The organism is Bacillus sp. Nf3 (assembly GCF_003028545.1).
GTDB classification, from domain to species: Bacteria; Bacillota; Bacilli; order Bacillales; family Bacillaceae; genus Bacillus; species Bacillus safensis.
This window is the reverse complement of sequence record NZ_PYUA01000007.1, coordinates 98447-112368: the sequence shown is the minus strand read 5'-3', so window position 1 is coordinate 112368 and position 13922 is coordinate 98447. Positions and strand designations below refer to the sequence as shown.

The 13922-nt window shown below is 42.4% G+C and carries 10 protein-coding genes; 7 read left to right on the top strand and 3 right to left on the bottom strand.

Features of this window, described 5'->3' with window-relative positions; all coding sequences use genetic code 11:
• The first annotated feature begins 10 nt into the window (after positions 1 to 10).
• The 6 genes from C9414_RS16670 (at position 11) to C9414_RS16645 (ending at position 6858) form a co-directional block, all read left to right on the top strand.
• Positions 11 to 1735, top strand: coding sequence for a methyl-accepting chemotaxis protein (locus C9414_RS16670; RefSeq protein WP_107164095.1), 1725 nt, complete (start codon positions 11 to 13; stop codon positions 1733 to 1735).
• Positions 1736 to 1895: 160 nt separating this feature from the next.
• Complete coding sequence (locus tag C9414_RS16665; protein ID WP_024425857.1) at positions 1896 to 2282, top strand: DnaJ family domain-containing protein; 387 nt, start codon at positions 1896 to 1898, stop codon at positions 2280 to 2282.
• A 168-nt stretch (positions 2283 to 2450) separates the two neighbouring features.
• Complete coding sequence (gene treP, locus C9414_RS16660; protein WP_107164094.1) at positions 2451 to 3887, top strand: PTS system trehalose-specific EIIBC component; 1437 nt, start codon at positions 2451 to 2453, stop codon at positions 3885 to 3887.
• Positions 3888 to 3902: 15 nt separating this feature from the next.
• Positions 3903 to 5603, top strand: coding sequence for an alpha,alpha-phosphotrehalase (gene treC, locus C9414_RS16655; protein ID WP_107164093.1), 1701 nt, complete (start codon positions 3903 to 3905; stop codon positions 5601 to 5603).
• A gap of 19 nt (positions 5604 to 5622) precedes the next feature.
• Positions 5623 to 6351, top strand: a complete 729-nt coding sequence (treR, locus tag C9414_RS16650) for a trehalose operon repressor (protein ID WP_041087239.1) — start codon at positions 5623 to 5625, stop codon at positions 6349 to 6351.
• A 72-nt stretch (positions 6352 to 6423) separates the two neighbouring features.
• Entirely contained in the window at positions 6424 to 6858 is a 435-nt protein-coding gene (locus C9414_RS16645; protein WP_107164092.1) for a terpene synthase, read from the top strand.
• A gap of 239 nt (positions 6859 to 7097) precedes the next feature.
• Here the strand turns inward: C9414_RS16645 and C9414_RS16640 are convergent, their stop codons facing one another.
• Positions 7098 to 11390 (bottom strand): multifunctional 2',3'-cyclic-nucleotide 2'-phosphodiesterase/3'-nucleotidase/5'-nucleotidase, encoded by a 4293-nt coding sequence (locus C9414_RS16640; RefSeq protein ID WP_107164091.1) that lies wholly within the window; start codon positions 11388 to 11390, stop codon positions 7098 to 7100.
• A gap of 254 nt (positions 11391 to 11644) precedes the next feature.
• Here C9414_RS16640 and C9414_RS16635 point away from each other — a divergent pair, with 254 nt between their 5' ends.
• Positions 11645 to 12163 carry a type 1 glutamine amidotransferase domain-containing protein gene (locus C9414_RS16635; RefSeq protein ID WP_107164090.1) on the top strand — a complete coding sequence of 173 codons (519 nt, stop codon included), beginning with the start codon at positions 11645 to 11647 and terminating at the stop codon, positions 12161 to 12163.
• Positions 12164 to 12270: 107 nt separating this feature from the next.
• Here C9414_RS16635 and C9414_RS16630 read toward each other — a convergent pair whose 3' ends face one another.
• Positions 12271 to 12486 (bottom strand): DUF1128 domain-containing protein, encoded by a 216-nt coding sequence (locus tag C9414_RS16630; protein ID WP_003214000.1) that lies wholly within the window; start codon positions 12484 to 12486, stop codon positions 12271 to 12273.
• 74 nt (positions 12487 to 12560) lie between these two features.
• Positions 12561 to 13916 carry an alanine/glycine:cation symporter family protein gene (locus C9414_RS16625; protein ID WP_047203590.1) on the bottom strand — a complete coding sequence of 452 codons (1356 nt, stop codon included), beginning with the start codon at positions 13914 to 13916 and terminating at the stop codon, positions 12561 to 12563.
• Between the last annotated feature and the right edge of the window lie 6 nt (positions 13917 to 13922).

Here is a 13922-nt window from a genome sequence, read left to right as displayed (position 1 = left end):
GTAGGAAAAAATGGCGAAACAAAGGAAATTTGGAGGATACACGATATCCTCTAAAATCATGTCAGTCGTTACCGTAACATTACTCGCAACCGTTGCATTATTCGTTCTAACATTTTATCTAGTCAGCCAGGATTTATCATCCCAGTTATTAAAGCAATTTGATTATCGATTAACAACAGATATTGATACCGCCAAAAAAGAAATCGATAACATCGATGGAAACGTGCTCAGCATTAGCGGGAAGGATGATCCCATTTATGTCGATATCAAAAAGAAATTCACAGAGCTTCAAAAAGATCATACGCTTGAGAACTTATACGTGTTATCTAATAAAGGCGGTAAAGAAAGAATTATCGTATTAACTGGGGAAGACAATGATTTTGACCAGGATTATGCATTCTCAGATGAGATGAAGCAAGCTCTTTCTGAAGATAAAATGGTCAAAAGTGATATTTACCATGATTCATATGGCACACATAAATCAGTCTTTTTGCCAATCAAAGATTCAGGCGGTGAGCTGACAGGGATTTTAGGGATTGATTTAGATGCATCAATTGTTCCAGCCACAACGAAGAAGCTGACAATCTACATTACGGTTGCATCGGCTATTGTGCTTATCGGTGGATTGCTCTTCTCCTTTATCATGGGAAGAAGAATTGCGAAACCAGCACGTTCATTGATGGAATCAGCGAACCGAATTGCTGACGGTGATTTAACTGGAATGGTAGAAGTTGAGAGTAAAGATGAGATCGGCCAGCTTGCTGCATCCTTCCAAAAGATGCAGGGGCGGATCAAAGAGCTCATTTCGAAGATCTCGCACTCATCTAGTGAAGTATCAAAAATGTCTTCACAGCTTCGCACGGTGACGAACGAATCAAGTCAAAGTGCGCAGCAAGTGTCAGAAGCCATGACGAATATGAGTGAAGGAATCAATGATTCTGTCGCAAATATTACGGATTGTACGAGATCTGTTGCAGAGATCGATACTCAAATCGAAGGCGTCACAAAAGAAGTCGATGAAATGAAATCTGTTTCATCTGATGTACAGGAGCAGTCAGAATCTGGTCAAAAACTTGTGAACCATGTGCTTGATCATCTGAACTTGTTACATGACAAGATGACCAACTCGAAGCAGGCAGCAGAAGAATTACAATCCCATTCGACGGAGATTGAAAGTGTGATCTCGATTATTACGGACATTTCAGCACAAACGAATCTTCTTGCACTGAATGCTTCCATTGAAGCGGCACGTGTTGGGGAAGAAGGAAAAGGGTTTGCTGTTGTGGCAGATGAGGTACGTAAATTAGCAGAGCAATCAGCAGATGCAGCTAAAACCGTTTCAGATCTCGTTATCGGTACACAGGAAAACAGCCAGCGTGTTCTTGAAAGCGTAGAGGAAAGCAGTAAAGCAGTGGAAGAAGGACGTGAGCAAATGGAAGGCACGTCACAGAACTTCGCTGTGATTTACGACGGTGTATCTCAGTTTTCAAGAAGAACGAACAATTTGCTTGCTTCTATTAAGCAAGTTGAACGAGCATATCAAACGATTTCTACATCGATTGAGCAAATTTCTGTTGTATCGGAAGAACATGCAGCCAGCTCACAAGAAGTGGCGGCAGCAACAGAACAGCAAAGTGCAGGTATGCAGCAAATTTCAAGTGCGATTGAACAGCTCTCTGACATGTCAGAAGACTTAGCACAAATGGTCTCAACTTTCAAAATCGACAAGAAATAACGAGAAAGGGCTAAAATATTTTAGCCCTTTTTCTCTTTTCAGCGAAGAAGGGACGAGCACCGAATGCGAGGGTTTGTCTAGACGCTGATGCTGGCTCTTGTGAGAGAGCCAGCTTTTTTGCTATGCTTAATCACATACTTGCGGTGAAAGGAGAAACGCTATGGATTTTGCGCAGAGATTATCAGAAGAACGGATCAAAAAAGCGATGGATAACGGGGCTTTTGAAGGATTATCTGGCTTTGGGAAGCCTCTGCCAAAAGATGACGCTGCTCATGTACCAGAAGAACTTAGAATGGGCTACCGCATTATGAAAAATGCCGGATTTGCTGGGGAAGAAACAGCGCTGAAAAAAGAACTTATGACTGTCAAAGAATTGCTTCAATCGAGTATAGATGGAGAGGAAAGAAAGAAACTGTCTCTCATATGTGAAGAAAAACAAAAACGTCTGGATGAACTTACATCTAAGCGTCAAACTTTTGCCCGCCCAGCCTCCTCCTTTTACAAAAATAAGGTCTACGAGAAATTAACGGAGCATAAAAAAAGATAATGACACGCTGCCTCTCCCTGAGCACATTGAGGGAGCTTTTTTTATGTAAGCGCTACATTTTATTGTTGACTACATGTATATACAAATATAAAATATGAAGTAAACATGTATATACAAGTTTTTTGGTTCTTTTTTCTTATATAAAAAAACGATCTCGGAGGGGATAGTATGGCTGATTATCAGACAGCAGCAGATCAGATTGTGAAAGCCATCGGCGGCAAAGAAAATATCGATCAAGCGACACATTGTGTAACAAGGCTGCGCTTTGTGCTGAAAGATGAAGGCAAGGTGGATGAGAAAGCACTTGAACAAATTGATGAAGTGAAGGGATCTTTCTCAGCGAACGGTCAATACCAAGTTGTTATCGGCCAAGGGGTCGTCAACCGAGTATATGCCGAAATGGTCAAAAGGACGGGAATTGGGGAAGCCACAAAAGAGGACGTTAAGCGTGCCTCTGATCAAAAATTGAATCCATTGCAGCGTGCTGTGAAAACGCTTGCGGATATCTTTATACCGATTCTTCCTGCTATCGTCACAGCCGGTTTATTAATGGGGATTAATAATATTTTAACAGCTCCTGATATTTTCTTCGATCAAAAATCCATTGTGGATGTGTACCCGGCATGGGCTGATTTAGCAAATATGATCAACTTAATTGCTGGCACTGCCTTCACGTTCCTGCCAGCATTAATTGGCTGGTCAGCTGTGAAGCGGTTTGGGGGGAATCCACTTTTAGGGATGGTCCTCGGTCTGATGCTCGTGCATCCGGACTTGTTAAACGCATGGGGCTATGGAGCGGCAGAGAAGACAGGTGACATTCCTGTTTGGAACTTGTTTGGCCTTGAAGTGCAGAAGGTAGGCTATCAAGGACAGGTTCTTCCGATACTCGTTGCCTCCTATTTACTTGCAAAGCTCGAATTATTTATCACAAAACGGACACCTGAAAGTATTCAGCTGTTAGTTGTTGCACCGATTACGTTATTAGTCATTGGATTTTTATCATTCATCGTCATTGGACCTGTTACATTTGCAATCGGTAATGTTTTAACATCTGGACTTGTAGCGGTATTCCAGCAATTCGCAGCACTTGGCGGTCTATTATACGGCGGACTGTATGCAGCATTAGTCATTACGGGAATGCACCATACGTTCCTCGCTGTGGATATTCAATTGATTAACTCAAAGCTGCACGGCACGTTCCTATGGCCAATGCTTGCCTTATCCAACATTGCACAAGGATCAGCTGCCCTTGCGATGATGTTTGTCTTAAAAGATGAAAAGCAAAAAGGACTTTCGCTGACATCAAGTATTTCTGCTTATTTAGGAATTACTGAACCGGCCATGTTTGGGGTCAACCTGCGTTATCGATTCCCATTTATTTTTGCTCTGATCAGCTCAGGATTAGCCGGTATGTTTATCGCCTCTCAAGGGGTGCTGGCAAGCTCAGTTGGTGTTGGCGGCATTCCAGGAATCTTCTCCATTATCCCGAAATATTGGGGTGCATTTGCAATCGGAATGGTGATTGTACTCATCGTCCCATTCATCGGCACTCTTTTATATGCAAAACTAAAAAAGAAGAAGGATTTTTCAGACGAACTTAACTAGTGGTGGTGAAGGAAATTGAATCAGCAAACAAATGAACCGTGGTGGAAAAAAGCGGTGATCTATCAAATTTATCCGAAAAGCTTTTTAGATACAACCGGCTCTGGGACAGGTGATATCAATGGCGTGACGAAAAAGCTTGATTATATCAAAGAGCTTGGGGCGGATTGTATTTGGCTCACGCCAATGTATGAGTCCCCGCAGCATGACAACGGCTATGATATTAGTGATTATACAAAAATCCATGAGATGTACGGCACAATGACAGATTTTGAACGCATGCTGAAGGAAGCGCATGAGAGAGGAATACGAGTCATCATGGATCTAGCCGTTAACCATACATCCATTTTCCATGAGTGGTTTCAAGCCTCGCGTGAGTCAAAGGATAACCCTTATCGAGATTATTATATTTGGAAGGAGCCAAAAGCGGATGGATCTCCCCCGAATGATTGGCAGTCGAAATTTGGCGGTCCAGCCTGGGAACTGGACGAAGTAACAGGAGATTATTATCTTCATTTATATGATGTCACTCAGGCGGATCTCAATTGGGAGAAGGATGAGGTGCGCAGGAAAGTATATGACATCATGCACTTTTGGTTTGAAAAAGGAATTGATGGGTTCAGGCTGGATGTCATCAACAACATCTCAAAGGATCAGCGTTTCTTAGATGATGCCGGACAATCTGTGCAAGGCGACGGCCGTATGTACTATACCGATGGTCCGAGAATTCATGAATTTTTGCATGAAATGAACCAGGAGGTTTTTTCGAAATACGATAGCATGACAGTGGGAGAAATGTCTTCAACGAATATCGCAGACTGTATTCGGTATACAAGACCTGATCGGCAGGAGCTGGATATGACGTTTAACTTCCATCATTTAAAGGTGGATTATCCAAATGGTGAAAAGTGGGCGATCGCACCATTTGATTTTCAAGAATTGAAGTCGATTCTGTCTGAATGGCAAACGAAAATGCATGAGGGCGGCGGCTGGAATGCGCTGTTCTGGTGCAATCATGATCAGCCGCGTATCGTCTCAAGGTATGGTGATGATGACACGTATCATCAGCAATCAGCGAAGATGCTGGCGACCACGATTCATCTCATGCAGGGGACTCCTTATATTTATCAAGGTGAGGAAATAGGCATGAAGAATCCTCGCTTTGAGGACATTTCGTCTTATCGTGATATCGAATCACTCAATATGTACGAAGTCATGCTTGAAAAGGGGAAATCAAAGGAAGAAGCACTCGCCATTTTACAGGTCAAGTCAAGAGATAATGCGAGAACACCAATGCAGTGGAATTCAGAGAAGAATGCAGGTTTCTCAACAGGAACGCCTTGGATTGAGCCAGCCAATAACGACATTTCGGTCGAGGCTTCATTAAAAGATCAGACGTCCATTTTCTATCATTACCAAGCCCTTTGCAGACTGCGTAAAGAACTTGACGTGATCACATATGGCAGCTTCTCCTTACTCCTAGCAGAAGATCCAAAGATTTTTGCTTATGTTAGAGAAAGCAAGGATGAGAAGCTCCTCGTGATCAACCACTTTTATGCAGGTGAGGCGCACTTTACGCTTCCTGATGAGCTTGTGCAGGCTGCTGATGAGATGGAGTGTCAAGTGCTGTTATCCAATTATGAGGATGTGCCGGCACATATCAAGGGATTTACGTTGCGCCCATATGAGTCAATCGTTTATCATTTAACCAAACGCTAGAAAATGGGGCGGAGGGAAAATGAAAGAGAATAAGTTTCGAGTGATTTATGATCAGCTAGCAAGACGAATCGAACAAGGTGAATGGCAGGATAAAGGCATCCTCCCATCAGAGCATGAGCTTTCGATTATGTACGACACGTCCCGGGAGACGGTGAGAAAGGCATTAAATATTCTTGTGCAAAATGGCTATATCCAAAAAATCCGCGGGAAAGGCTCTGTATTGCTGAATCGGGAGAAAATGCAGTTCCCTGTATCAGGTCTTGTCAGCTTTAAAGAGCTTTCCAAAACGCTTGGCCGAAAGACAGTCACAACGGTTCATGAATTTGGTTTAATCAAACCGGATCAGTATATTCAGTCTCAGCTAAAAATTGACGAACAGACGGACGTCTGGAAAGTCATTCGCTCTCGCAATATTAGCGGGGAAGAAGTGATTTTAGACAAGGACTACTTTTTGCAAAAGCATGTTGAAGTATTGTCTAAAGACATATGCGAAGGATCAATCTACGAGTATATTGAAGGAGAACTCGGTGTATCAATCAGCTATGCTCAAAAGGAATTTGTGGTAGAGCCATGTACAGAAGAGGATGCGAAGTACCTTGATTTAAAGGGATTTGACCATGTCGTCGTGGTAAAGAATTATGTGTTCTTAGAGGATACGAGTCTATTTCAATACACAGAAAGCCGTCACAGGTTAGACCGCTTTAGATTCGTCGACTTTGCTAGAAGAGAAAAAATGGACAGAGCATAGGCTCTGTCCATTTCAGATTTTGGAGAAACGGGGATATACACAACGACAAAATTTTGATTTACAGGAGGAAAAATGATTAGACTGAATCGACCACTAAAATTACGGGATTTGGAAATTTTTAGCGTGATGAAAGATCATCGAATATTATGTTACGTCATCATTGAAGATACTCGAAAACCGTTTACTGAAGAAGATAGAAAACTAGATCCATTATGTTATATGGATGAAGAAGATATACAAGCGATTTTGAATGTGTTTCATATTTCAATTATTAATGATGAAAAGTTGAGTGAAGAGGATTTAACTCTTGTCCAATCGTATTTTGCTGATTTTGTAAATAATACGAACTTAACGAATTTTATTACGAGAGATTATGTTCAAGAGGATTTATATGCCATCGATGATGAAGATGACATCACGTTCTTCAATAGAATGCTGCGTCATATAGGATCAGATGATGTAAAACAATTTGATAAGCGCAATTGGATTTATTTATCCCAAGATTGAGATGAAAAAAGGACAGAGCATACGCTCTGTCCTTCAGCGTGTAGACAAACCCTCGCATTCGGTGTCAGGTCTGCGCTCCGGTGCTCACGAATGTCAAATTCGCTCCGCTCCAGTGCTCGTCTTTCCTAGACTGCAAAGGTTTTCTATCACGCTGAAAAGAAGACAAAGGGCTAAAATCAAGAGCATTTTAGCCCTTTGTCAACAATATGAGGACAGAGCATACGCTCTGTCCTTTTCTTTTAAGATGATACATTTTTTCTTGTACGCTTACGCTGGTAGTAATATAGGATACCGCCTGAGGCAAGCATGAGTACGCCAATCAATACAGCTGTATACATCATCGTTGCTGTATTCGGCAGTGTGCCACCTGGAAGTCCGGTTCCATCTTGGTTTGGATCTGTACCTGTACCTCCGTCTGGCGCTGAACTTCCGCCGTCTCCGCCAGTTTGATCTGGCGTTGTTCCAGCTGCCCCGCTTTGGTTGAGTACGGTGTATTCGCTGAAGTGCTCAGTTTGACCTGAAACGACCCCATTTTCGAATGATCCATTACTTGTTTTGGCATAACGATTTTTCTTGCGGTCTACATAATATACACCAGGTTTCTTTGCCTTTTGAGGCTCATCTAATGTAAAGGATAGTGTAACAGGATCTTTAAAGGTAGAAACCTTTTTCTGATCTTGTTTGATTTGGAAATCATACGTATTCGTTAATGCATTTTTCACTTTATTCGTCTTTTTCATCCATATATCTGCGGTTTTCTCGGACAAGTTAGAGAGCGGTAATGCGAGTCCCACTTTGTCATGATAGATAGTGACGTTCGGATCTTGCTCTCTTTTCTTCAGCTCGGCTACCTGTGCTTTTGATAGAGACAATTGAACGTTTTTCGCTTCGCTCGCTTTGTCTAAATAGAGCAATGCTTTGTTTGTATGTTGCACATACGTTTGGAATTTCTCATTATCTTGAATGTCATAGACGCCTTTTCCTTTCGCACGTGGAAGGAACACTTCTTTCACTCGATGATCGATGACAGGAGAAATATGCCCGCCGTCTGCCTGTTCAATTTGCTCCTTGAAGATTTCATAGTCAACATAGCCTAAGTCTTCGCCGTGAGAGGCTTCTGTAAAGACGCTGTAGCCATCGCCGCCTGTCCCGACAAATGCGTTTGTTGCCACGCGGTATGTTTTCTTATCATCAATGTCTGTTAGTTTGCCGTTTTTGTCTTTCAGTTTGACATCAATTAGTCTGCTGCCAGCTGGTTTACTCAGTGTAAACGTATATTCAATGCCGGCTACATGAGGGAATGCGCCGCCGCCTTCCTCAATGCCTGAAAGCCCTTGTTCGAGCGCTTTCTTAATTTGGCTGCCTTTTAAATCCGCGACATAGAGTGTGTTTCCGAATGGCATGACCGTTAAAATATCACCTAAAGTGATATCTCCTTTTTCAATGCTGCCTCGAATACCGCCGCCGTTTGTGATGGCAAGATCAGCACCAGCAGATTCCTGCGCTTTCTTCAGCATACCGTCAGCAATAAAGTTCCCAAGGTTCGTTTCCTTCGCCCGGACATGCTCTCGTTGTCCGTCTAAGAGGACATCAGTAGACCCGACTTTTTCCGTTTTTAAATCTTGAATATCTGCCTTGTACTGATCGAGGATCGCTTTTGCATCGGCATCTTCTTTGACAGAGTCATCGATGGTGATGAGGTCAAAAGAAGATTTCTTTGGCTGTACGACTCCTTTTTGATTAAAGGCCACATCTACTTTTCCTAAGAATTGTCCGTAGTCTTTTACTTGTGCGACAATCGTTGGTTCTTTCTTATTGACGACCTTTAATTTTTCTACAAGGGTGTGCGTGTGACCGCCAATGATTAAATCAATACCGTCTACTTTTTGAGCCAGCTCAAGGTCACGGTTATAGCCAATGTGTGTTAAAGCAATGATTTTGTTGATTTTTTCTTCTGTTTGAATGGTGTTGACTGTTTCTTTTGCTTTCTTATATGCATCCTTGAATTGAATGTTAGGACCGCTGCTGGATGTAATGGCCGTGTCTTCAGTGGTTAAGCCGAATACAGCCACCTTTTCACCGTTTACATCAAGCAGGATGTATGGGTAAATCCCAGCTTCTTTTTTCTCACCAGCTTTAAATGTGGCTGGCTTTTTCACTAAGCCGCTCAATTGTTTTTCCTTAGAGACATCAACGTTTGATGACACAATCGGGAATGCAGGCTTTTCAAATTGGTGACGGTTTTTCGCATCTACATCTGATGCATCACCTGTCAGGAATTGACGAAGAACAGAAGGACCTTTGTCAAATTCATGATTACCAAACGTCATGGCATCATATTTCATTAAGTTCATCAGTTTGAGGTCGGCAAGTCCTTGCCATTTTGTGAAATATAGGTCACCAGAGAAGACATCTCCAGCATCTAATAAAATGTTGTTCTTGCTTTCGGCTCGAACTTCTTTAATCTTTGTTGCACGTCTTGCCGCATCATCAAGGTGGGCATGTGTATCGTTTGTATGCATCACCGTTAAATTCCAGTTGTCTGATGCAGGCGGTTCTGTTGTGCCATCCTCTTTAAAGGCTAGCTTGTACACACCAAGACCATCTGTGCTGGCGTTACGAACAAAGTCTACATTGCTAGATTTTTCAGCAAACGGCTTAGCTAAAAGAGAAGATTCGAATGTGACTGTTGCGCCTTTGATTGGTGCAATGGACCAGTTTTGATCCGCACTTGGGTTGATGGTTTTTTGTTCGATAATATAATCCATCAGCACTTGGCGGTTCTCATCGGCTGAGGCAAGTACCACTTTATCTTGCGTTAGATGCGGGAAGCCACCGCCGCCAGAAGCTCGATAGTTGTTTGTCACGACTAAAAATTCTTGATTGTCAGAGACTGGTTTTCCGTTGTAGGACAGGTTTTTGATGCGGTTTGCATTCGCATTGACAAGAGTGCCTGTTGTGCTGTACTTAGCAGGCTGCGTCACATCAACTTGATAGGTGACACCATCGATCACATCAAAGTTATACGAGCGGTATTCTTCGTTTAAAATAGGCTGTTCATTTGAATCGTTTGGCTTGATCTGATTAAACTGTCCGGCAGACATCTCGAGCCAGTCTTTCACTTCACTGCCTTTCAGTTTGACAATCTGCACGGTGTTATCGTAAAGGTAGAGATCGCCGATGTTTTTAATCGCTAAATCACCTTTTGCGATATTTGTATAATAATTTACACCGTTTCGGCCGCCGGCTTTAAACGGGGCGCCTGCAGATAAAATCGGTAAGTTTTTGTATGACGTATCCTTCATTTTTTCTTGTGCATACCATTTTTGTGCATCTGTCACAATTTGAATAGAAGGGTCATCCATCACTTGAGCAAAAAAGCTGTTAATGTCTGCTTCTGTTTTACCGACAGGCTTTCTTACATAATCAAGTGTGTTTTGATGCGTCGTTTGAATAGCATCTTTTACAGTGCTGTTTTGAGAGGTGACTCCTGCAACAGATTCAATCTTTCCTGTTCCATCTGTGACTTTCCAGTTGTTGCCGTCTGGCTCTAATGTTAAATCAATGACGCCGAGGTAGCTTCCCCAGTTTTTAGACATGACGACTGGAATGCCGTTGATGGTTCCTTTTGAGACATCGAATTTGTCGATGCCGCTATATTCAGCGCTTGGGAATGTGCCGTGCTGGTGGCCGGACACGATCGCATCGATGCCTTTCGTTTTCGTGGCAAGGTCAAAGATCATATTTTCTGATCCTTTAGGCGAAGCGGTTTTTTCAATTCCTGTATGGGCAAGAGCGACGATGATATCTGCTCCTTTTTCCTTCATTTCAGGAATGGTTTCATTGGCAGATTCGACGATATCCTGCACTTGAACTTGTCCATCTAAATGCTTCTTATCCCACGTCATAATTTGTGGTGGAACGAATCCTATGTAACCGACTTTCACAGTTTGTGAGGCTCCGTTTGCGTCTTTAAATGTTTTTTCTTGAATCACATAAGGCGTAAAACGGTGTTCTCCATTTAACTTTTTGACGTTCGCATTGACAATTGGGAAGTTAGCCCCGGAAATGGTACCGTCAAGAAATGATAATCCGTAGTTAAATTCATGATTGCCAAGTGTTCCTGCATCGTACTTTAGTTTGTTGAGTGTATGAATAATGGGGTGAACCTTTGTTTGATTGATGATGCCGTCTTTCTCATTTTTGTAAACGTATTCTCCAAGAGGGGTTCCTTGAATCAGGTCTCCGTTATCAACAAGGAGTGTATTTGGATTTTGTGAACGGTGCTTTTCAATTAGCTCGGCTGTTTTTGCCAAACCAAATTCATTTGTTTCTTTGTCGCTGTAATAATCATAGTTCATCATGTTCGCATGAACATCCGTTGTGGCTAAGATGCTGACTTTTACGGCATCGCCGTTTTCTATTGCTGCATGAGTAGGTACTGCTGGGAGAATGAGACTAATCATCATAATGGAAGTGAGCAGAATAGACAGGTTTTTCCTTCGTTTAGACCTATGTGTTTGCTTCTTCACCTGATCTCCGCCTTTCTAATTTTTTTGACCACAATACCTATTGTAGAAATGTTTCGTTAACTTTTGTAGTTATTTTTTGCAGATTATTGTAAAGATAACATAAATCATACGAATTACCTTGTTGAGGAAATATAAATAAGTCTAAATGCTTATTTTTATCATAAGGGGTTTTCTGATCGGGAAAGGATGTTTGATTTCAATGTACCCGGGTATAGTGTGTAGTGTAAACGATAATCAAGCAGGAGGGTTTCTACATGGGTAAGAAAATTGCAGTTGTATTAACAGATTACTTTGAGGATGTTGAATTCACCGAGCCTGCAAAAGCCTTTAAAGATGCAGGCCATGAGATCACAGTCATTGAAAACGAAAAAGGAAAAACAGTGAAAGGGAAGCAAGGAGAAGCAGAAGTGAGAGTGGATGCGTCCATTGATAACGTGAAGCCTGAAGACTTCGATGCACTGCTAATTCCTGGCGGGTTCTCACCAGACATTCTGCGTGCAGATGTTCGCTATGTCCAATTCACAAGAGCATTTATGGACGAGAAAAAACCAGTATTTGCGATCTGTCACGGACCGCAATTGCTCATTACAGCGAAGACGCTGGAAGGCAGAGGCGCGACTGGCTATACATCCATTCAAGTAGATATGGAAAACGCAGGCGCCAAATTCAAAGATGAAGAAGTTGTTGTTTGTCAGGATCAGCTTGTGACAAGCCGTACACCTGATGACATTCCAGCATTTAACCGTGAATCATTAAAACTGCTCGCAAAATAAGCAGTTTTGACAGGATAAATAAAGCCAGCACCTTGCGGGGTGCTGGCTTTTTCTGTGCATGGATGTAAGAAAGCGGCGTAAACCGCAATCTGGTTTCCTTTGCACGTTTATTTTCTTAAGTTTTTTAGCTCGCTTGCGATGGCTTGCATTTCACTTGGGCTGAATGAAGATTTTTTCATCACCATTTGGTGTAGAAATTCAATATCTTCGTACTTGTCTGGACTGAAGTCCTCGGCTTTGATGACTCCAATGTTCAGCATATTTAACTTTTGCGAAATGTCTTCAATCAGCTGATTGACTTCAGCCGCTTTTTGCTCTGACAAGGGCGGCACGTCCTTTCCTGCATATGTGAATAACATGTCTATTTTAACAGAAATGCAAAAGAATAAAAGGGCTATTAAGACGACACGGAGATGTTTTTCTCCTTTTTCTCCTGCTTAATCTTATCAATGATTCGTTTAGATTCAAACACGACAACTCCTGATAAACCGATGAGGCCGATTAAGTTTGGAACAGCCATCAGTCCGTTTAGCATATCCGCCACGCCCCAGACGAAATCATTCTTAAACACGGCACCGAAAAAGACAGCAATAACAAACACAACACGATAATACATCACATACGAATCTTTTGCCAAATATGTAAAGCATTTTTCACCATAATAGGACCAGCCAATAATGGTGGAATAAGCGAATAAAAGTAAGCCGATTGCAACAATGATTGAGCCGATTGGTCCAAGGAAATGAGCAAAGGATAACGAGGTGAGTGCATCACTTTTTTCTGTGACGTACATATCGGCCATGACAATTGTGATCCCGGTTATAGAACAAACAATCATCGTATCAATAAATACTTGCGTCATTGACACAAGCGCTTGACGAGCAGGCATATCTGTTTTGGCAGCAGCAGCAGCGATTGGTGCAGAACCAAGACCTGCTTCATTGGAAAATACCCCTCTCGCCACACCCCAGCGGATTACGGTACCGATCGCGCCGCCTGCAACGGCTTGACCTGTAAATGCATCCGTAAAAATGAGCCCGACTGCACTTGGGACAAGATCCGCATTCATGACAAGAATGATCAGCCCGCAAATGACGTAGAATAAAGCCATGACTGGTACAAAAATAGCCGTCACCCGGCCAATGCTTTTAATTCCGCCTAAAATCACAAGCGCAGTAAAGGCCGTAATAATAATGCCTGTGATCCATGTTGGAATCTGAAAGGTTGAATTCATGACACCAGAAATCGAATTTGACTGCACGAGATTCCCAATTCCAAAGGCAGCCGTAGCACCAAAAATAGCAAACAGCACCCCTAGCCATTTTTGCTTCAAGCCATGCTCCAAATAGTACATCGGCCCGCCGGACATTTCACCTTTTTCATTTTTGACACGGTATTTCACTGCGAGAACAGCTTCAGCATATTTTGTCGCCATTCCAAAGAACGCTGCAAACCACATCCAAAACACAGCGCCTGGTCCGCCAGCAATGACAGCAGAGGCGACCCCTACAATATTTCCCGTTCCAACCGTTGCAGCAAGAGCTGTCATTAATGCTTGGAAGTGAGAAATATCACCTTCTGATGTCTTGTCTTGCTTTGAAAATGCAAGCTTCAGCGAATAGGGGAGCAGCCTAATTTGAATGAAGAGTACTCGAAAGGTAAGGTAAATCCCAGTCCCCACGATCAAAAACAAAAGCGGCGGTCCCCATAATACATCATTGATATTGCTGACAATCTGTTCTACCCATCCCATATGTAT